The sequence below is a fragment of the Falsibacillus pallidus genome (assembly GCF_003350505.1).
In the GTDB taxonomy this organism is placed as follows: Bacteria; Bacillota; Bacilli; order Bacillales; family DSM-25281; genus Falsibacillus; species Falsibacillus pallidus.
In genome coordinates, this window is record NZ_QQAY01000001.1 from 487079 (window position 1) to 508007 (window position 20929).

The 20929-nt window shown below is 42.0% G+C and carries 22 protein-coding genes; 7 read left to right on the forward strand and 15 right to left on the reverse strand.

Features of this window, described 5'->3' with window-relative positions:
- Positions 1–79 precede the first annotated feature (79 nt).
- The 3 genes from lepB to DFR59_RS02435 form a co-directional block, all read right to left on the reverse strand.
- Positions 80–634: a signal peptidase I gene (gene lepB, locus DFR59_RS02425; RefSeq protein ID WP_114744033.1), complete on the reverse strand. Its 555-nt coding sequence runs from the start codon at positions 632–634 to the stop codon at positions 80–82.
- Positions 635–656: 22 nt separating this feature from the next.
- On the reverse strand, positions 657–1274 hold the full coding sequence (locus DFR59_RS02430; protein WP_114744034.1) for a TVP38/TMEM64 family protein: 618 nt from the start codon (positions 1272–1274) through the stop codon (positions 657–659).
- 194 nt (positions 1275–1468) lie between these two features.
- Positions 1469–3451, reverse strand: a complete 1983-nt coding sequence (locus tag DFR59_RS02435) for a S9 family peptidase (protein WP_114744035.1) — start codon at positions 3449–3451, stop codon at positions 1469–1471.
- A 230-nt stretch (positions 3452–3681) separates the two neighbouring features.
- On the opposite strand from DFR59_RS02435, the gene DFR59_RS02440 reads away from it, so the two are divergent.
- Positions 3682–4074 (forward strand): YhjD family protein, encoded by a 393-nt coding sequence (locus DFR59_RS02440; RefSeq protein ID WP_114744036.1) that lies wholly within the window; start codon positions 3682–3684, stop codon positions 4072–4074.
- Positions 4075–4116: 42 nt separating this feature from the next.
- Here DFR59_RS02440 and DFR59_RS02445 read toward each other — a convergent pair whose 3' ends face one another.
- Positions 4117–4710, reverse strand: coding sequence for a competence protein ComK (locus DFR59_RS02445; protein ID WP_114744037.1), 594 nt, complete (start codon positions 4708–4710; stop codon positions 4117–4119).
- Between the two features lie 202 nt (positions 4711–4912).
- Here DFR59_RS02445 and DFR59_RS19990 point away from each other — a divergent pair, with 202 nt between their 5' ends.
- Positions 4913–5152 (forward strand): IDEAL domain-containing protein, encoded by a 240-nt coding sequence (locus DFR59_RS19990; protein WP_158538290.1) that lies wholly within the window; start codon positions 4913–4915, stop codon positions 5150–5152.
- A 43-nt stretch (positions 5153–5195) separates the two neighbouring features.
- Here the strand turns inward: DFR59_RS19990 and DFR59_RS02455 are convergent, their stop codons facing one another.
- The 6 genes from DFR59_RS02455 to DFR59_RS02480 all read right to left on the reverse strand — a co-directional run bounded on the left by DFR59_RS02455 (position 5196) and on the right by DFR59_RS02480 (position 10639).
- The gene (locus tag DFR59_RS02455; protein ID WP_211318507.1) at positions 5196–6446 is read right to left on the reverse strand and encodes a M48 family metallopeptidase; all 1251 of its coding nucleotides are present in this window, start codon (positions 6444–6446) and stop codon (positions 5196–5198) included.
- A 117-nt stretch (positions 6447–6563) separates the two neighbouring features.
- The gene (locus tag DFR59_RS02460) at positions 6564–6872 is read right to left on the reverse strand and encodes an AzlD domain-containing protein (protein ID WP_114744040.1); all 309 of its coding nucleotides are present in this window, start codon (positions 6870–6872) and stop codon (positions 6564–6566) included.
- The gene (locus DFR59_RS02465) at positions 6862–7590 is read right to left on the reverse strand and encodes an AzlC family ABC transporter permease (protein ID WP_114744041.1); all 729 of its coding nucleotides are present in this window, start codon (positions 7588–7590) and stop codon (positions 6862–6864) included. Before DFR59_RS02465 ends, DFR59_RS02460 begins: the two co-directional genes overlap by 11 nt.
- Positions 7591–7726: 136 nt before the next feature.
- Complete coding sequence (locus DFR59_RS02470; protein WP_245948351.1) at positions 7727–8203, reverse strand: GNAT family N-acetyltransferase; 477 nt, start codon at positions 8201–8203, stop codon at positions 7727–7729.
- Between the two features lie 6 nt (positions 8204–8209).
- Positions 8210–8986 (reverse strand): enoyl-CoA hydratase-related protein, encoded by a 777-nt coding sequence (locus tag DFR59_RS02475; RefSeq protein WP_114744042.1) that lies wholly within the window; start codon positions 8984–8986, stop codon positions 8210–8212.
- 108 nt (positions 8987–9094) lie between these two features.
- A complete protein-coding gene (locus DFR59_RS02480) occupies positions 9095–10639 on the reverse strand; it encodes a fatty acid--CoA ligase family protein (RefSeq protein ID WP_114744043.1) in 1545 nt (514 codons plus the stop codon).
- Between the two features lie 265 nt (positions 10640–10904).
- Here DFR59_RS02480 and DFR59_RS02485 point away from each other — a divergent pair, with 265 nt between their 5' ends.
- Complete coding sequence (locus DFR59_RS02485) at positions 10905–12071, forward strand: MFS transporter (RefSeq protein WP_114744044.1); 1167 nt, start codon at positions 10905–10907, stop codon at positions 12069–12071.
- A gap of 51 nt (positions 12072–12122) precedes the next feature.
- Here DFR59_RS02485 and DFR59_RS02490 read toward each other — a convergent pair whose 3' ends face one another.
- Genes DFR59_RS02490 through DFR59_RS02500 form a run of 3 tightly spaced genes read right to left on the reverse strand, consistent with a single transcriptional unit; the run spans position 12123 to position 14680 of the window.
- On the reverse strand, positions 12123–12881 hold the full coding sequence (locus tag DFR59_RS02490) for a TrmB family transcriptional regulator (RefSeq protein ID WP_114744045.1): 759 nt from the start codon (positions 12879–12881) through the stop codon (positions 12123–12125).
- 56 nt (positions 12882–12937) lie between these two features.
- Positions 12938–13927 carry a lipoate--protein ligase gene (lplA, locus tag DFR59_RS02495; RefSeq protein WP_114744046.1) on the reverse strand — a complete coding sequence of 330 codons (990 nt, stop codon included), beginning with the start codon at positions 13925–13927 and terminating at the stop codon, positions 12938–12940.
- 18 nt (positions 13928–13945) lie between these two features.
- A complete protein-coding gene (locus DFR59_RS02500; RefSeq protein ID WP_114744047.1) occupies positions 13946–14680 on the reverse strand; it encodes an MBL fold metallo-hydrolase in 735 nt (244 codons plus the stop codon).
- Between the two features lie 176 nt (positions 14681–14856).
- Here DFR59_RS02500 and yhfH point away from each other — a divergent pair, with 176 nt between their 5' ends.
- Positions 14857–14991 carry a protein YhfH gene (gene yhfH / locus DFR59_RS02505; RefSeq protein ID WP_114744242.1) on the forward strand — a complete coding sequence of 45 codons (135 nt, stop codon included), beginning with the start codon at positions 14857–14859 and terminating at the stop codon, positions 14989–14991.
- Positions 14992–15134: 143 nt separating this feature from the next.
- Positions 15135–15713, forward strand: coding sequence for an SCO family protein (locus DFR59_RS02510; protein WP_114744048.1), 579 nt, complete (start codon positions 15135–15137; stop codon positions 15711–15713).
- A gap of 52 nt (positions 15714–15765) precedes the next feature.
- On the opposite strand, the gene DFR59_RS02515 is transcribed toward DFR59_RS02510, so the two are convergent.
- A complete protein-coding gene (locus DFR59_RS02515) occupies positions 15766–17976 on the reverse strand; it encodes a YhgE/Pip domain-containing protein (protein ID WP_114744049.1) in 2211 nt (736 codons plus the stop codon).
- A gap of 97 nt (positions 17977–18073) precedes the next feature.
- Complete coding sequence (locus DFR59_RS02520; protein ID WP_114744050.1) at positions 18074–18649, reverse strand: TetR/AcrR family transcriptional regulator; 576 nt, start codon at positions 18647–18649, stop codon at positions 18074–18076.
- Positions 18650–18798: 149 nt separating this feature from the next.
- Between DFR59_RS02520 and DFR59_RS02525 the strand changes: the two genes are divergently transcribed.
- Both DFR59_RS02525 and DFR59_RS02530 read left to right on the forward strand, forming a co-directional pair.
- On the forward strand, positions 18799–19410 hold the full coding sequence (locus DFR59_RS02525; protein WP_114744051.1) for a hypothetical protein: 612 nt from the start codon (positions 18799–18801) through the stop codon (positions 19408–19410).
- Positions 19411–19485: 75 nt separating this feature from the next.
- On the forward strand, positions 19486–20907 hold the full coding sequence (locus DFR59_RS02530; protein WP_114744052.1) for a glycoside hydrolase family 18 protein: 1422 nt from the start codon (positions 19486–19488) through the stop codon (positions 20905–20907).
- Positions 20908–20929 lie beyond the last annotated feature (22 nt).

The window sequence follows — 20929 nt, forward strand, 5'->3', positions numbered from 1 at the left end:
ACTTTTTAAAATATTTTAACATATTTTAGCAATCCACGGTCTTTAAAAAGAAAAAAACTGGCCTGTTTCCGCCAGTTTTTTAAAAATTAATATCCCATTTTTTTAATGGCCAGTATCTTAAATCCACTTTCCCCACAACCTGGCTTTCATCAACAAAACCGAAGTAGCGGCTGTCCGAGCTGTCCCTTCTATTGTCGCCAAGTACAAATATCTTGCCTGGAGGGACTTTGTCCTTGTTGGTTATTTCTTTCAGTGTAAAATCTCCTGTAAGCTTGCCGTCTATGATCTCTGATTTGTATTTATCCAAATAAGGTTCCTTATACGGCTTTCCATTGATATATAAGATGTCATTTTTATATTGAATGGAATCCCCTGGCAGCCCTATGACTCTCTTCACATAGTCTTCTTCCTTATTTGCATGGAAGACGATCACATCAAAGCGGTCAAAATCACCAATGTCGTAGCCGATTTTATTGACAACCAATTTATTTCCATCCTGCAGGGTAGGCATCATTGATTTTCCTTCCACTACATAATTGGAAAAGACAAATGTACGGATGATAAAAAACAGCAAAAGGCCGATGCAAAAAGCCTTGAACCATTCGACTCCTTCTTTTCTCCACTGGTCATTCACAGCGCATCCCTCCAAAACTTGCTTATTCACGAACTCGTACTTTTTGACTTTTAATGCTGAGTTTATTTTCAATCTGTTTTCCTGCAATCCACATGACAAAGATAAAAAGTAAAATGAACAGGGTCTTTTTTGGTTCCTGAACCAGCGCAGCAGGGTCATGTCCTATGAAGCTGATCATAAAAACCATCACCATCTTGCTTGCGGCTGAAACGAAAAAGTATTTTCCCGGGGAAATGTGAGAGAGGCCGGCGACGATATTCACCAGCGCTGAAGGAGTGAAAGGGAAGCACAGCAGCAGGAACAATGGTCCAAACCCATGCCTGTCTACCCACTCCATCATCTTTTTCACATGCTTATGCCGTTCAAAGAAATGAAAAAGCTTCTTTTTCCCAAAATAACGGAAGAGGAAAAACACAAGCATTGAACCAGCTACCGCTCCTATCCAAGAAAACAAAAAACCCCACCATAGCCCGAATGCGCTTGCATTTGCCATTACAAGTAAAAACAAAGGCAAAAAAGGGATCACTGCCTCAATCATCGGGAGCAAGATGCCCACCGCCGGTCCAAAGGCCTTGTAGTGTTGGATCCATTCCATTACAGTATCAATCGTGATCAGCTCTCGCAAGGCATGCAGTTCCATTCTTTTCTCCTTATATTACAATGATTATGTAATTTCTCTGCTAATTGAACGACTATTTTTCCTCATCTATTTGTTAGAACTGTTTTCAATAAGCTTAATCTTGTTCTTATGTTTGAAGTATATCATATCTTTTATGCACCAATCCTTATTCAGCAAAAAAAGCTGGAACAGCATCCAGCTTTTTTCAGATTATTTTATAAGTAGTCCTTGAACCAATCCCTGATATATTCGAGCCTTTTCATTCTCAAGGCTGGTTTCCCGCTCCTGGAGAGCTCGTGGTTGGATTCAGGGAATCGAATGAATTTCGTTTCTTTTTTCTGTCTCTTCAATGCAATGAAAAGTTGTTCTGACTGCTCAATCGGGCACCTGTAATCTTTTTCGCTGTGTATGATCAAGAGCGGGGTTTTGATTTGATTGACATAGGCAATCGGCGAATGCTTCCACAGTTTCTCGATATCATTTAAGTCTGCTCCAATTTGCCATTCTGAAAAATAATAGCCGATGTCGCTTACCCCATAGAAGCTGATCCAATTGGAGATGCACCTTTGAGTCACGGCTGCCTTGAAGCGGTCTGTATGGCCGACAATCCAATTGGTCATGAATCCGCCATAGCTTCCTCCTGTTACCCCAAGCCTTGTCTCATCAATAAAGTCAAATGTCTTTAATGCGTGATCCACCCCATGCATGATGTCATTGTAGTCATTTCCACCATAATCCCCTCTTACAGCATCAACAAAATCCTGTCCATATCCATGGCTTCCTCGGGGATTGACAAATAACACAGCATATCCTTGTGCAGCGAGAATCTGAAACTCGTTCATAAATGTGTTTCCATACATCGCATGCGGACCACCGTGGATTTCCAGGATCATTGGATACTTCTTACCCTCTTCAAAACCTGCCGGCTTCATCATCCAGCCTTGAACCTTCCAGCCCTCTGCCCCCTCAAATTCAAACACTTCAGCCTGGACCAGCTCTTTATTTGCTAAGGCGTCGCCATTCACATTGGTCAACTGTTCGATTCCACCCTGATCCAGCGATACCGCAAACAACTCCCCTGGCATTGTTGGAGTGCTGATGGCAACTACTCCATGATGTTTGCCCGGTGCAAGGGAAAATCCATAGATGTGCTGGTTTTCAACAATAGAAGGATAAATTTCCCCAGATACATTTCCATAATATATCGCTGTATTTCCGTTATCAGTGGCAAGGAAATAAAAGCCTTCATTATCTTCTGTCCATTGAACGCCGGGACTTGCTGCCCCTTGATGGAAATCCCCGACCATTTGATCCCCGATTGGTGCATCAAACGCTTCAGAGAAGCAAGACAGCTCTCCTTCTTTTAATTGGTACAGCCAGATTTTTGGATGCGTGGCATTTCTAAATTCCTGCAAATGACCGATAAAGCTTAAATACGAACTGTCCGGCGACCATGTTGCCTGCCAATATACCCCGCTGCCTTCCGTCACTTTTTTAGATGCCCCATTCTCCAGCTCGTAAAGGAATACATCATTTTGAAAGGAAAAATCCTTATCCTCAGCTTCATCACATGTATAAGCGATATATTTTCCATCCGGCGACCATGACTGCAATTGTGCATCATGTCTGCCTGAAGTCAATTGACTCAATTCAAATGTTTCAAGATCGATCACCGCTATGTATGTTTTACGGTCATTTAAAAATCCTTGAGCATCTGATTTATATTTCATGCGCTCAACTTCCAAAGGCTCTAATTCCTTTTTTTCTGCCTCTTTTGAAGGCTCTTGTTCCAATGTTTCGCTGTCTTCAAGCGAGACCGTGAATGCCAGCTTTTTCCCGCATGGGGACCACACTGGATTGGAAGCTCCATTTTTACACTTTGTCACTTGCATTGCTTCCCCACCGGCTAATGGAATGACATAGATTTGATTAAGGCTTGATCGATTGGAAACAAAAGCTGCCTTGTTTCCATCCGGCGACCATCTAGGGGAAGAAACTCTGTCTTTTCCGTACGTCCATTGATGGCTTTCTTTTGTTTGGAGATCCAGATGATAAAGGTTTGAAACATATTCTTTCTTCTCTTTGTCAATGTGTGTCTGTATGTACAATAATCGTGTGCCGTCCGGCGATACATTTGGATCTGCCGCTGATTTCAGTTCATAGAGATCTTCCGGGGATATGCCATTTTTTCTTTCCATCTTTAGCTCCACCTTTCATTGTTGTGAATCTTAAAATCTGCTCTTATTTTAAATATTTCGACACTCAAAATATTTTCCCTGCTTGTTTTTTGCAATTCCCCGGTGCTTTTGTAGAAAAATGGAGAAACTAAAGTGATAATACTGCCTTGAATTTTTCTTCGCTACCGGCTAAAATAAAAATACGAACAAATGTTCTTTTTAAACTTAACGATTTAGGAGGAGGTCATTTTATGACCAGGATACCAGAGGACGACAGAGATATATTTGAGCAGGCCATATACCTTCCTATGGTGTTGACTGTGCTGAACCGGGATTTAGCAATCATAGAAAAGAGCCCCTTCAAATTGAAGAAGCCCTATCTGGAACTAATTGAAGAAACAATGAAAGCCATTCAGAAAGATCTGGCTGCGGTAAAGCGCCATATGAAACAGCAGCAGATGAAAGTTGAGCGCATGACCACTGATGATACGTTCACCATGTACCTGTTTCTGTACAAAGGGTATGAAGAGCATCATAATTACTTCAATCCCCGTCTTCGCAATAAATCAGAAGAACTCCTTCGCTATTATCTCTATCAGAGGTTCATTAAAGACTCAACAGTCCAGGCAAGCCAAAATGGATGAAAGCAGCAAGACCTGTCTAAATGAAACGGGATGCGGCTGAATTCAGTCGATTCTGTTTTTGATAAGATTATCTTCTCTTTCCAGCCTTAAGATGTATGACTGCTTCCGTTCAGAGGCTTCAGATGCCTTTTCTTGATTTTTTAAATAAATTTGATTTTCCCTTTTTTCAGCACGCTGCATATATCTGACCCTCAGCATGGATGTTCTCAACAATTGTGCTTCAAACGATCTTAATGAAACCGGCAGGGAAACAGACAGGCCATTTTGAAAAGTAACCAATGTGGATTGATCCTCGAGCTGTTGATATGATTGTACTTGATCATGGGAAATCCATATGCAATGCGGCTCTGTAGGGGATGCTGTTGGAAAAAAGTAGATTGATGTCAGGGGATCTATGATGATGGGGACCTTCTTTGATACTCCAATTAGCCTTTTGGTACCTTCTTTCCTCTCTATGTAGCTGATTCCAAAAAACTCACAGCTCTTTTTAATAATCTCCAAAGGTTTGAATGGAGAGATGAACTGTCCATCAGTCTCATAGATTTCAGTGTAGATTTTAGAACCATACTTTATAGGTCTTAAGAACATGGTGGAAGAATTGACCTCATATTCTTCGATTTTATTATTCTTCATCATTCGACTCCCTTCTAGTAAATTCAACATTTTCAATAACCATCATATCACTACCCATGCCATTTGTCCCATATTTTTTCTAAAAATTCCAATTTTTCGCAATATAACCTCCTGGCTGAAATATTTTTCAGAAAATTTAATTAATTTAGTTGAATATCTAAAGCATCTTCCATATAATTATAAAAAGGGCTTCGAGGTGATCGTCATGAAAAAAGACAAATCTTATTCAGAGATGATGAAGGCATGTGCGATGGCAGGTAATCAGTTGAAAAAGTCGTTTGTGGCAGATATTTATATCGAAATGCTCCTTTTAGAAATCCAACTAAACAAAGAAAAAGAGATCCTGATCAACGCAATCAATGAAGCTCTTGATGTGAAAGATGAGCAGAAATTCATGGAACTTACCAGCCGCTATAATCAATTGATAAAAAAATACGGAACATAAGAAAAGCAAAAAAAACAACCGATTCGGTTGTTTTTTTTGTTGTCTATTTGGAGCTGTCAGCCCGCTCGATCCTCTCCCGCATCGTCGGATGGCCATATCGGAAGATTTTCACGAGCCATGGGGGATCTACTTCACTCAGCCCGGTGCGCGTCAAATCTTGAAAGGTTTTGACAGCGGATGCAGAGTCATGGGTCATCTCCATGGCATATCGGTCCGCCCTTGTCTCCTCATATCTTGATACCCAATTGGTCAAAGGACTTGCTGCGAAAAGAAGGATGGATGTGAGAAGGAAAAACAAAGGCAGCGAACTGAGATTGGATATCCCTTTGACTTTCAGCTCGTTCTTTCTTGCCATACATTTTTCCATCCATTTCGCCGTAATCCATAATCCCACCAGAGATAGAAGCAAGTAGCCGGCAATGCCAAAATAAATATGCTTCTCCACATAGTGCCCCATCTCATGGGCCATGATGAATAAGATTTCTTTGTCGCTCAATTTTTCAAGCGTGGTATCCCATAAGACAATCCTTGAATTCGATCCTATTCCGGTTACATAGGCATTGAGGGAATTCGTCTTCTCTGACATATTGACTTCGTACACATGCTTTGCAGGAATATCCGCCTTTGCTGCCATCTCCAAAATCTTCGTTTCAAGCTGCTTATCCTTTAAAGGATAAAAATCGTTGTACAGTGGATCAATGACGACAGGCTGCAAGAACATCATGAAGATCGTAAACGGGATGGATAAAATCCATGCAGCAAGCCACCATCTTTTCTTGAATTTTTTCATGAGTGCATATAACACGGTCACAACAATAAACATTAAAGCAAAATTCACCCAAAAATCGATCAATTCATCCTTCATCCAGGAATGAAAGTTTTGGGTGGAAATGTGGTAGGCTTTTGAAACGCTGTGTGATAAATAGCTCAGCGGAAATGTAACAATGAAGGACGCGAGTGAAAGCCAAAACAGGTAGACAGCACTTCTAATGATATGGAAGCGCGACGTCTTTTCCGCCCATTTTTCAAATGTTCGGGACACCCCAAATATCAACACAAGGAAATAAAACAGCCATTCATAAGGCGATGATAGAAAAAAGAGCAGATTTTTGATTTTCGAGTATTCTTCGCTAAGCATCAATTCCCGATGATTCATGAAAGTGGACGGATCCACACTGGTTCCCTTCAATGAATGCGGCACGGATGCATCTGCCAGATAAAACAAGTAAGCATACATCAGCACACCAAAAAGCAAATAAGCAAAAACGGCATTAAATGCCCATTTTCTAACCAAACTGAACTCCCCCCTCCTTGTCCTCATTATTAAATGTAGTGCATCTGCAGGAAATTAGAACAATTATATATGTACATAGACTTCATAAGTATCTCCTATTCGGTTGAAAACCAATCTTCACCAGATCCATGAATATAAACTCAGGACACTGATCGCCCCGATGACCACCACAATGACATTTGCCCCCAGGAATGCCAATAAGAACGCTGCTGCTGCACCAATCAAGCCAAAAGAAAGTTCCCCTTCTTTAATCAGAAGGATTCCCGGGAATATCAATGCTCCAAGCGTTGCATAAGGGACATTTTTCAAGACGCCTTGAACAAATGGCGGCAATTCCTTTCCTCCAAAAAGTACGAAAGGCAGCATTCTTGGAATATAGGTTACGAGGCCCATCCCGAGGATCATCCACATGAATTTATTCTCCATTGCGATTCCCCTTTCCTTTTATCACATATTCAATCGCTTCAACCACTACTGATGCCAGCAAGGTGGCAGCTACAATCCGCCATCCGGTTGATAGGATAGAAAGGACCGCAAGGATGGAGTGGATGACAGCTGAAAAAGATGCAAGGAACAGTACTTTTCTGCTCGTTTTCAGCGATGGGACAAGCAGTCCGACGAACATCGCATATAAAGCGACCGTCATGCCTTCTTGAAGCGTTTGGGGAAGATTCGCACCAATAAGGAACCCGATGCCTGAATTGACTACCCAGCTTGCATAGGAAATGGAGGTCACTCCGAATATGTAGCGCGTTGAAACCGTTCCTTCCTTTGTTGCAGCCACAGAAAATGTTTCATCTGTTATGCCGAATGCATAGACCGCTTTCTTCAGAAGAGAATCGTCTTCTACCTTTTCATTCAAGGATGCAGACATGAGCAAATGGCGGATGTTCACAATGAATGTAGTGAAAATGATTTCAAATATACCAGACCCCAAAGCAATCAGGCTAAGCGCAATATACTGGGAGGCACCTGCAAACACGACAAGGCTCATCATGACCGTATCCAAAAAAGAAAGCCCCGTTGTTTTAGCCAACAACCCGAATGTGAGGGCAATGGGCAGATAGCCGATGGCGATGCTCACGCCTCCTTTAATCCCTTCCCTGAAAGAAGAGTCATATACGTTTTCTGTTGATAGTTCCATAAGCATTCCAGCCTTTAAAAATAGATTCGAATTTTTCGGAAAATGCGATAGTGTATTTTATTATACGCTTGCTCTTATGTCAATGAGGGAAAATCCTGCAATTTCTGGCAAAAGAAAAGCATGAGGACACTATGCCTCATGCTTTCTCTGTTTCTTTAACCATTGTAAGAAATTCAATGTGGCCATTAGCAAATTTTTGCTGCTGGCGGAAACCAAATTTTCCATAAAGATGGATCGCCCGTTCATTAAAAGATGCGACGGTAAGGCGAAAGGGCTTATTTCCGCTTTCAAGTGTGGTCTGTTCAAGGATAAATGCAAGAAACTCGCTTCCCCTCCCCTTTCCGGTAAGAGCGGGCTTCATTCCCAGTCCTATATCTATGTATCCATCCGGATAAACATGATATTCATGCCCTTTCGGCACCTGTGCTGCTTTGCCCGCACAGAAAAAACCGATAATCGTGCTTTCATCATTTATTACGCCTTGATAGGAACCCCCTAAAAATTCTTTAAAAGCCTCTTCTGATTTTTCGTTATTGTAAATGTCATATGGAGGCTCATATCTCCAATTCAGTATTTCATCTGCAATTGCATGACTCATTGAAATGCTGTGCATGAAATTCTATCTCCCTTTGAATACCGGCTTCCTCTTTTCGCTGAAAGCGAGCAAAGCCTCCACCCTGTCTTCTGTCGGAATCGTGATTTCGTAGGCTTTCCTCTCGATTTGAAGGCCGGTATTCAAATCGGCATTCATTCCATTTTTGATGGCGTATTTAGCCTGCTGCAAAGCAATCGGCCCATTGGCAAGCATGCTGTCTGCAAAATCGGCAATCGTCTTCTCAAACTCTTCCCGGCTGCAGACTTTAGTGACCACTCCATAATGCAGTGCTTCTTCTGCAGTCAATCGCTTAGCCGTTAAAATCAATTCGAGTGCCTTTGCCTCTCCGATCAGCCTTGGAAGCCTCTGTGTCCCGCCAGCACCTGGAATGATGCCGAGGCTTGTCTCTGTCAACCCCATGACCGCTTCTTCAACGGCAATCCTGAAGTCACAGGATAAAGCAAGCTCCATCCCACCTCCGAATGCATAGCCGTTCATGGCAGCAATCGTTGGCTGAGGAAGCTTCTCCACAGCAGAAAAGACTTCACCAATTTTATAGACATTCCGTCTCACTTGCTGTTCAGTCAATGTCTTGCGTTCTTTTAAATCAGCCCCGACACTGAATGCTTTGCTGCCGGCCCCTTTGAATACCACCACCCGGACATCCGGATTCAGCCTCAGCGCATCGACTACTTCCTCGAGTTCGCATAACGTATCATAGTTAAAGGCATTCATCGCATCTGCACGATTGATTGTGACGGCTGCCATATGGTTTTTTTGCTGCAATAAAATGGATTCCATTAAAACTCCTCCTCCTTTGTTCAATCTATTAATTCGACATTTTTCATGCAAACCCTTTCAAAACTTTCCATAGAAAAAGCAGACATGCAAAATGCCTGCTCTAATCTATCAAGATTGAAGGATATGATCTTTTAACGCTCTTCTTAATATTTTGCCAGTGGTATTCTTCGGAAGCTCCTCGATGAATTCGATGGAGGAAGGAAGTTTATATTTGGCCAGGTGCTGTCTGCAATACTCGGCTACCTGTTCTTCTGTCAAATCTTTGTTTGTGCTCACCACAAAGCATTTGACCGCTTCCCCTTGGTTTGGATCAGGTACACCGATTACAGCTGCTTCGACAATATCAGGATGGCTGTAAAGGACTTCTTCTACTTCGCGAGGGTATACATTGAAGCCGCCTACGATGACCATATCTTTTTTGCGGTCGACGATATAAAAATAGCCTTCTTCATCCATTTTGGCTAAATCGCCTGTATATAGCCATCCATCCCTGATGGCAGCTTCTGTCTCTTCAGGCATTTTGTAATAGCCCTTCATCACATTTGGACCCTGGACAACTAATTCCCCCACTTCCCCGACAGGTACCTCTTCCCCAAGTTCGTTTACAACCTTATTTTTGGTATTCATGATGGAGGTTCCAATGGAGCCCGGTTTCCTTGGGCGGTCCAATGGGTTAAAGCATGTAACAGGTGAAGCTTCTGACAAGCCGTACCCCTCAGAGATCACCACCTTGAATTTCTGTTCGAAATTCTTCAGGAGTGCAACAGGCAAGGAAGCGCCGCCGGAAATGCAAAGCCTTAAAGTCTTCAGGCTATCCGCATCAGCTTCTGGATATTGATAGAGAAAATTGTACATAGTCGGAACCCCGGCAAAAACCGTCGCTTGATATTTCTCAGCAATGCGGAAAATATCAGCGGGGCTGAATTTCGGAGTGATCAGCAAAGTAGCGCCGCTGATCAATGGTGCATTCAATACGACTGTCATACAGAACACATGGAACATCGGAAGAGTCGTAATGACGCGGTCATCCTCATTCATTTTCAAATAAGATCCTGTATCCCTGGCATTGGAATATAGATTCTTGTGAGTGAGCATAGCCCCTTTTGGTCTTCCTGTAGTACCTGATGTATAGAGGATGACGGCAACATCATCTTCATCCAGTTCAGGCCCTTCAAACGAAAGCGCACCTGTTTCCAATACTTCTGAAAACGATTTCATTTTTGGGTGCGCGGCAACCGCTTCTTCAATGGCAGAATCCTGTTTAGTCGGGCAGATGATATAGTTCTCTACTTTTGGCAGAAGCCCTTCCACTTTTCCGACTAGCGGAACCATTAAATCCAAAGCGACCACGGCCTTCACGTCGCCATTATTCAATATGTATCCAATTTCATCTTGAGTGTAAATCGGATTGATTGGAATGACAGTGGCACCTAAACGCATCGCACCATAAAACGCAATGATAAAATGCGGGGAGTTTCCCAGTAATAGAGCAATGTGATCTCCTTTTGTGACTCCAAGAGATTCCAAACCGGAAGCAAACTTTGTAACAGCCCCGTCTAATTCACCGTAAGAAGTGGCTTGATCTAAAAAATAATAGGCTGGTTTTGCTGCGTGTGCAGCTGCTGTTTCACTTAACCGTTTTGATAAATTCATATACTCCCTCCTTCTTTAATGAATGAATGGTCATTCATTTATATTTTTTAATTTTCAAAATATATTATATAGAAAGAATATTATTCTTTCAATAAATTGGCATTCAAAAATTTTCTAAGTTTGTCGTAAGTCGCGGAATATCCTATCCTAATTTGCCTTTTTTTCTCTATTAATTTTCACTTGATGTATACACCGCTAAAGGGTTACTATTGTAGTAGTAACCTAGTGGAAAAGGTAGTTTTTGATAGAGAAAGGGGTTCTCCCATTGAATTACAAAGTATATATTTTAGCCATCGTTTCTTTTATCGCAGGGATGGTTGAATTAATCGTAGGAGGAATCCTCGATTTAGTTGCAGATGGATTGGATATTTCGATCAGCACAGCAGGCGGTTTGATTACCATCTATTCATTGGTCTTTGCAATCGCCTCTCCGATCTTACTGACCATGACAGCCAAGTTTGAGAGGAAGTCCCTTCTTCTCTGGACGCTATTTTCCTTTTTAATCGGGAATATCTTAGCGATGGTGAGTCCTACCTACACCATCCTTTTCATTTCCAGGATGATATCAGCAGCTAGCGGCTCGCTCCTGGTTGTGTTATGTGTGACGATTGCTTCGAGTATCGTTCAAGAACAATTCAGGGCTCGTGCTATCGGAATCATCTTCATGGGCATAAGCGGCTCATTAGTGCTTGGCGTCCCGATTGGCCTGGTCATTGGGAATGCATTCGGCTGGCGCGGCCCATTCGTATTCATTGTCTTCTTGACTGTCTTGGCAATGGCAGGCGTCTACTTCCTATTAGAAAAAATCGAACCGAAGCCCATCATCCCGCTTAAGCAGCAATTAAAGACACTGAAGGATTCCAAGATATTATTTGCACAGCTCACGTCCTTTCTGTTTTTAACCGGACATTTAACGCTTTACGCTTACTTGACTCCATTTCTAAAAACAGCGTTGAATTTAAATGCAGAGTGGATCAGCATCTTTTATTTTATTTTTGGAATTTCTGCCGTATTCGGCGGTGGTTTTGGCGGTTGGTCCGCAGACAAATTCGGATCAAAGAAGAGTATACTTACCTTCATTTCTATTTTCGCCGTCGTCCTCTTCATCTTGCCGAAGATGGCATTCTCCATGCCGCTATTCGCAGCCATCATGGTGATTTGGAGCATGCTCAGCTGGGCGATCACGCCTGCACAGCAGAACTATCTGATTGAATCATCCCCTGAAACAGCCGATATCCAGCAAGGATTGAATAATTCGGCCCTGCACTTCGGAATCGCGTTGGGGTCATTGATCGGCGGAGCTGTCATTGAACAGTCATCCGTGATGAACAATGCGTTCGTAGGAGGGGCATTCATCCTTCTTTCCCTTTTATGTGCTGTGATTTCGATCTCCAGATCTCCAGTGCAAAACATAAAGACAAGTGAAAATTGATGTACAGCAAAAAGCGCCATTCCATAATATTGGAATGGCGCTTTCGTTTTGCTAATAACGAAGACGCATCAGCAGCTTCTTGATTTCTTCATCTGACATGAGGGTTTCCTCATATCTTTTCGTAATTTCTGCGAGGGCGACATCGTGGTAGAAAAACTCAGCGAAAAATTTCACTACCGGTTTTGATTTGGTTTTGATTGCCTGCCAGGCTCCCTCTTCGACGCCTGCAAATAAAATTTCTTCTTCATCAATGACAAGAAGCCTGTTTTTTTCGAGCATCCGATGTTCTTCATTCGGAGATAGAATGTGCAGATTCTTCAAATCCGCTTTAGCATTTCCTACTATCAATGCTTCGACATGAAGACCCTGCCGCTCCTTTTCCTCCAAAATCGGCAGACACGCTTCCAGTTCATCGGTCCAAATGGAGATAAGGATGGATCTGTCTGCCTTCTCTAAAAGTTCAAGGAACTGCGCTTGAATGGAAGAATCCACTTTCAGACTCCAAACCCTGTCATCTGTAATCGTTTTTTTCGGCGTATTTGCTTTTAAATGGTCGATGCTTTCCTGAAACTCAGACGTCAGCTTCTTAATGGCAAGCTCCAATGGCAATGCCATATATAGCTTTTTCTTCTCTGATACGGAATCCAAAATCATTCCTTTTTCCGACATCCTCCCAAGGACTTCGTATATCTTCGCCTTTGGAACGCCGGAATATTTCACGAGCTGGGCTGCATCAAGAGGCTCGGTGCTTGATAGAAGAGCCTCATAGACTTTGCTCTCATACTGGGTAAAACCGAATTTTTGAAGCATATTTCCTCCATATAAAAACTGGATTAAAATGATGACTTGTACATTTTAATTGAATTTTACCACAATAAATCGATGAACTCTTCTTTTGTGATATTTCCAAAGTAGTGTTTGACATCGACCGGTTCAAGCGCCTTTTCGATTTCAGCTTTTTCATAGCGCACGCCTGCAAGCAGATTCTCTACTTCAGAAACATCGCCTACACCAAAGAAATCTCCATAGATCTTGCAGTTTTCAATTCTTCCTTTGTTCACTTCGAGCCGTACATCAATTTGGCCGACAGGGAAACGGTGGGAATGCTGCAGATTGAATTTGGGGGATTTCCCGTAATTCCAATCCCAATTCTGATAGCGCTCCTTCGAAATCTCGTGGATCTTCTCCCAATCCTGTTCGGTCAGTTTATATTCCTGGATTTTATCCTCTCCGCCGAAAATGTTCTTAAGGATCAAAGAACGGAATTCCTCGATTGATGTTTTTTCTTCCAAGAACTCTGATATGTTCGCCACCCTGCTGCGGATGGACTTAATTCCTTTTGATTCAATTTTATCTTTTCTTACTTTCAACGCAGAAACCACATGATCCATTTCCGAATCGAATAAAAGGGTTCCGTGGCTGAACATTTTTCCTTTAGTGGAAAACTGAGCGTTGCCGGAAATTTTCCTGCCTTCGGCTAAGATATCATTCCGGCCGCTAAGCTCAGCATTGACCCCTAGATTTTTAAGTGCTTGGACAACCGGCTCTGTGAATTTCTTAAAATTATGGAAGCTCTCACCGTCATCCTTGGTGATAAAGCTGAAATTCAGATTGCCCAAATCGTGGTATACCGCTCCCCCTCCGGAAAGCCGGCGAACCACAATGATCCCGTTTTTATCAACATAGTCCGTATTGATTTCTTCGATTGTATTTTGATTCTTACCGATAATGATTGATGGTCTGTTGATATAAAACAGTAAATACGTTTCATCAATATCCAAATGTTTAACGGCAAACTCTTCGATGGCCAGATTGATCCTTGGATCGGTAATTCCTTGATTATCAATAAAAAGCATGATTTTTCCCTCTACTTTCTAAATCGTTATCTTCAAACCAGCGGCTGCAAGCATGACTTCCCCGCTAAATATCTCGGACGCCTCGTCAACGAGCTGAGTGAGATCTCCGAATTGAGGCAGATGAGTCAGAATAAGCTTGGACACATCCGCTTTTTCCGCAATATTTCCAGCATCGCGGCTATTCATATGTCCTGCTGAAGATCCATCCATCTCTCCATAAAAATTGCATTCACAAAGCAGCACATCCGCTTTTTCTGAAAATGGAATGAATGACTCCTGGAATGATGAATCAGCGGTGTATACTAACTTTTTGCCGCCCGCTTCGATACACATGGCATAGCACGGGACCGGATGAATCGTTTTTAAAAACTTGATCGTAAACGGTCCGATTTTTATCGACTGGGAAGGGTCATATGCCTCCCCTTTCGTTACATCCCTAAACGACAAACCACGGAATGCTTGATCATCTTCAGTGTGTCCGTATATCGATAAATTCCGATTATTCTTTCCCAAAAATTTATTAATTAAAAGTGCGTGCTGCAGCACACCTATATCTGCAATATGATCAGGGTGATAATGTGAAATGATCACAGCATCCACCATTTCAGGCTGTATGTAATTCTGAAGCTGAGACAATACTGCACTTCCACAGTCAATTAAGAGATGGTAACCCTCATGTGTAAGCAAGTACCCTGTGCTCGCTTCATTCTGTTTTGGATAGCCTCCCCAGTGTCCTACAATCGTCAGTTCCAAATAAATCCCCTCCATCTTTATTTTAGCCGAAATATAATGACATTTCCTCCAATATGCCTATTTTTTCATCCTATCGCAAAAAGATACCAATTATTGTTGACCAGAATAAAACTGTTATAATACAATATAATAAAATAAGAACAGTATTATAACAAATTCCAGGAAGGATGATGAAGATGCTTCATAATGTATTGGAATTCTTTAAAAATCTCCCTGCCAAAAACTGCTCCGAATGCGGGCAGCAGATGGATGAACAGCATGAATGCTACGGCAATAAATGTGACAAGTGTATGGGGATCAGTGAACTGTAGTATGAATATTACTTATTGAGCTTGCCTTAGGGCAGGCTTTTCTTTTGTGAATTTTTCTAGAACATTCTTCCTCTGTTTCAGTAACTTCCCTTTGTTCGGTTATAATGGGATGTAGTATATGAAATCATTTCTTGGAGGTACATATGGTAAAAAAACTCCGCTTGCTTATTGCAATCACAGCTGTTTTCATTCTGGTTCTATCGGGATGTTCTTCAGCTCCCAAAACAACGAAAAAAGTAGAGGACTTTACATTTACTGATCAGAACGGCAAAAAATTCGGCTTAAAAGATCTAAAGGGGAAAATCTGGGTCTCTGACTTTGTCTTTACAAGCTGTACAACCATTTGTCCGCCAATGACCCATAACATGAGTGAACTGCAGAAGAAAGTCGAAGAAGAAGGGCTCGATAATGTGGAATTTGTATCTTTCAGTGTCGATCCTGCGGTGGACTCGCCTGAAGCCCTTAAAGAATATGCAGGAAAATATGATGGCGACCTTTCAAAATGGCACTTTTTAACGGGATACTCCCAAGATAAAATTGAACAATTTGCCAAAGACAACTTCAGTGCTTTCGTCAAGAAACCGGATAGCGGTGACCAGGTAATTCACGGAATTTCCTTTTATATCATCAATAAAAAAGGAGAAATCCTGGAGAAAAATTACGCAGGGAACAAAGACGTTCCATATGATGAAATCATTGATACCATCAAAAAGCTTAACTAAATCAACAAAAAACAAAAACTGGCCAGTGCACCATCTGCACTGGCCAGTTTTTTTATTCTGCTGCTTCTTCCAAACTGCCGTTTTTGAACTTTCTTCTGAATGTAGCCAGGAAGTAAATCAATGACAGAAGCAGGAAGCCTGCAATATAAATGAACAACATGTTCAAATTCGTCCACATGTAGGCAAAGTCGCCGCTTGAAATAACAGCTTTGAATGCCTGCACGGAATAAGACATCGGCAGCAGATAATGAATCGGCTGCAATGGTTTCGGGATAGTTTCAAGCGGGTAGGTTCCGGCACTGGTTGTCAACTGAAGAATCAGGACAATAATTCCGATGAACCTTCCCGGATCCCCAAGAGCAGTAACCAGGAATTGAATAATGGAGATAAAAGCGATACTCGTAACTATCGTAGCCACTACAAATAATGGGATACTCTCCACTTTCAAATCAAGTCCGTAAAGCAGGATTGCATCGACAATCAAGGATTGAATGATTCCGACGATGCCAACGACCCCAAATTTTCCGATGAACCAGCTGAAGCCGTTTCTTGGTCTTCCTGCTGGTTCCCTTAGAGGGAATATGATTGAAAGGACCAGAGCCCCGACAAATAAACTCAATGAGATGAAATACGGAGCGAATCCAGTACCGTAGTTAGGTACTTTATTGATTCCGTTTTTCTTTACTTTAACCGGTTCACCCATCATATCGTAAGTGTCATTGTCCGCTTTTACAGAATTTGCGTCATCCGCACCTTCTGCCAATTTATCATGCAGTTCTTTCGTACCTTCTGAAAGATCGTTTGTTCCATTCGATAAATCTTTGGATCCATCTGCAAGCTTCTGGGCTCCATCTGTCAGCTGATTGGAACCAGATGATAATTGATTCATTCCGCCTGCCAGCTGTCCTGCACCCTGTGCAAGCTTATCTGCGCCATTTTTCGCTTCATTCAGCTTGCCGCCAAAAACACCCATGCCATCTACAAGCTTGCTTTGTCCAGAAGCCAGATCATTGGCACCTTTTGCAAGCTGGCCGGAGCCGGCGGATAATTGATCTAACCCGCTTTTTAATTGCTGCTGCCCAGCATTAAGCTGTTTCATCTTATCAGCAATCGTTGATGCTCCTGTTGAAAGCTGTCCTGCAGAACCTTGAAGCTGGTTCGTGCCGGCTGACAATGACTTGCTGCCTGCTTGCAGCTGTGCCAATGCACCCTGCAGTTTTGCTTTTTGATCATCTGGAAGCATCGGCATCAATGCATTCAATTGTTCCTGTAAAGTACTGATTCCCGTTTCAAGCTGCTTGGCGCCATTTGAAGTTTGGCCAGCGCCTGCTTCCAATTTCTTAAGATTCTCTGCAAGGCTGTCAGCACCTGCACTAAGCTGGTTGGATCCTGCGACAATCTGTCCCATGGATTCATCCGCTTTTTGAAGGCCAGCCTGGGATTTTTGTGCACCTTCTGCTAATTTTTCAGAACCTGCCTGTGCGTCTTTTGCACCTTTCAGCAGCTGGCTGTGGCCCTCTGATAATTTGCCAAGTCCAGCAGCAAGGGAATCGGAACCTTTGGCAAGTTCATTGGCGCCGGATTTCAATTTAGATACTCCGGTCGTAAATTCCACCGATTTCCCCGCAAGCATCTCCAGGTTCTGTTTCAGCTTCTCGGCTCCATCAGAAACTTTATGGGCGCCGTCATCAAGTTTTTGAGAACCTTCACTTGCCTCTTCTAACCCATTGCCCAGTTTTTTAATGTTATCAAAGATGCTTTCCGCGTACGTTTTTGTCACTTCTTTAGACAATTCAGCCTTTATATCCTTCATGGCTGATTCCCCTATTTGTGAAGAAATAAAATTATAGCCTTGGTTCGGAACATACTTTAATGTCAGTTTTTTAGGCTTTTCATCCATCAGAGTAGTGGCATTTTCCGAGAAATTTTCAGGGATTTGAATGAGCATGTAATATTTCTCTCTTTCAAGCCCTTTATAGCCTGACTCCTTGCTGACAAAATGAAAATCAAATTTATCATTTTCCTTTAATTTATCTACCAGGTCATCCCCTAAATGAAGAGCTTCCCCCTCCATCTCAGCACCTTTATCTTCATTGACAATAGCGACAGGGAGTCTATCTAAATGGCCGTATGGATCCCAAAACGCCCAAAGGTAAACACCGCAGTACATGATTGGAATGAATAATATGGCAATCATGGAGATAAGGAACTTCTTCTTTGTGAAGATGGCTTTCCATTCTTCGCGAAATAATGATTTTCTCACGTATGAAGCCTCCTTATTTGATTATTTTCTCTAATTACAGATTTAGTATTAATGACCATTATGTTCATTTGGTCATTTTTTCTCAAAAAATAGCGGATCATCTAGGTGATAATCCTTGAAATAAATAAAGTTCAAATAGCTCAGATATTTGATCTTTACCCATAGGTTCATGATTTTTTTCCCAGTCAAATATGAATGAGACATATAATTTAAGCATGATGAATGCCGTGATTTCAGGGTCGCATGGTTTTATTTCGCCTTTATCGATTGCTGTCTGGATTTTTATTTTAATAAATGAAATGATGGCCTTTTCTAATTTAGCAAGCACTTCAAGCACAACCGGCGTCCCTATTTCTTTTTCCTCTTGGAAAAGTTTAATGGATAATTGATGCTCCTTTCTGAATTCAAGGATCCTCAGCAATGCATGGTGGACATTTTCAAAAAATGGTCTGTCTTCATCAATTACTTCTTCTGCTGCTTCTCTCATTTCAGCTATCATCGTCCGGACGATTTCGTCGAACAATTCCTCTTTATTTTTGAAAAAAGTATAAATGGTTCCCTTGCCGACAGATGCAATTTTAGCAACTTGATCCATTGTGGTTGCTTTATATCCAAAAAGAGAAAATGATTTTGTAGCAGCCTCTATGATTTGCTTCTTTCGATCTACAGTCAATTCATCACCTCATTCTGACTAATTGACCGGATTTGAAATTCGGTCAACCACTTAAAGTAATTTAACATAAACTAATCTATTTTACAAGGAAACTTCACCGCTTTTATTGAATTATTTATGATAAGAAGAAGTCGAAAGGAGAGAAACAGATGAAGGTTTGGAAATTGGGCATTTTTTCGTTGATATTGATTTTGGGAGGATGCAAGGAACATGAAACTGTCCAACCTGCTCCATCGACATCCAAAAGTCCTCACGTGACAACAGAAGAGGCATTGAAGGATATGTCAGAGGAAATTTATCAATGCCTGAGAAATGAGGACTTCGATTGCCTCAGCGAATATATCCCTGACAACGGGAGCGTTCTTTTCTCGCCTTATGCTGCTATCGGTGAAAACCCTGTACGCCTAAAGAAAGAAAACCTTCCTTCATTAATGGATGACTCTTCCCTTTATACTTGGGGCATCGGGGATGGCAGCGGAATCCCAATCGAACTTACCGCGAAGAATTTTGTTCATAAATTCTTATTAAATAATCCATACCCGGACCCGGACGAAGTCATTTTTGATAAGCTTGAGGACCGTGGAAATGCAATGATGAATATCAAAGACTACTTTCCTGGTGGCCATACAATTGAATATTACTTCAAAGGAACTGATTCAAATGGATTCATGGATTGGACCAGTTTGTATTTCGTTTATGTAAAGGACGATGGCGGCAAATGGAGGCTTGCTGCTCTGATTCATAACCAGTGGACCATTTAATGAAGGTTTGAACATATTTTCTCCCGTCTTCTGAATATAAATAGAACGACATGTTTAATGACGGGAGAGATGCAAATGAAGATTCACGTGGTTCAGTATGGAGAAAACCTATGGCTCATCTCCCAAAAATATGGTGCAGCCATCAATCAAATTGTTTCGCTCAACCTTCTTCCTAGCGCCAATAAATTATTGCCGGGAGAAGCTTTGATGATCCCGGAGCCTTCCAAGGAGTATGTAGTATCCAGGGGAGATACGCTTTACAGCATTGCACAGAAAACGAATTCAGCTTTTAGTGAACTGCAGCGCATCAATCAAATCTCAAATCCGGATGCTCTCTTTCCAGGTGAATTTTTGATCCTGCCATCATTTTCGTACACCATTCAATCAGGAGATAATCTGTGGAAAATCTCACAGAAGTTCGGTGTCCCCCTTCAATCACTTTTTGAAATGAACGGACTGAATCAAAATTCGATGCTTTATGCAGGGCAGCAAATAAAAATTCCAGCCCTTGAACGGCCGGAAGCTGAAGTGAATGCGTATACCACCAGCACAACTGACTCTGAACGGCAAAAAGTCCAGCAGCTTGCACAGTATTTCACTTACTTATCCCCTTTTACACATGCGGTGACAAAAGAAGGAACCATCACTACATTGGGAAGCAAGAACGATCAAGTGCTCATCCCAGCTGCAAAATCCAATCAAGCTGCCACACTACTTGTCCTGACAAACTTTGCGAATGGAAAATTCGATTCTGATTTGGCTGCCGCCATTTTAAGGGATCCTGCCCTCCAGGATAAACTCATAGGCAATATTTTGACCGAACTCAGAAAAGGATATTCAGGCGTGAATTTTGACTTTGAGTACGTTAACCCGGAGGACAGGGACAATTATTCTGCATTCCTAAAGAAAGTTGTCTCCAAGCTTCATCCAGAGGGTTTTTCCGTCTCAACTGCTCTTGCTCCTAAATTAAAGGCCGATCAAAAGGGATTGCTTTATGAAGCGCATGATTATAAGGCTCAGGGGCAGATCGTCGACTTCATTGTCCTTATGACGTATGAATGGGGATGGGCTGGGGGACCTCCACTTGCCATTGCTCCTATCAATGAAGTAAGGAAAGTCCTTGATTATGCCGTAACGGTCATCCCAGCCAATAAAATCATGATGGGTGCACCATTATATGGACGGGATTGGAAAATCCCTTGGCAGAAAGGGACCATCGCAAGGACCATCAGCCCTATTGACGCAAGAAAGCTCGCTGTGAGATATAATGTACCCATTAACTATAACTATACGTATGAATCACCTTATTTCCGCTATACAGATGAAAGCGGCCAGCAGCATGAAGTGTGGTTTGAAGATGCAAGAAGCATGAAGGCCAAGATGGATACGGTAAAAATCTATCAATTAAGAGGCATCAGCTATTGGGAGCTTGCTAATGAATTTCCACAGAATTGGACAGTGCAGCGGAATGCTTTTAGGGTTAAAAAAATATTATAACGTAAAAACCCCCTCTCATCTA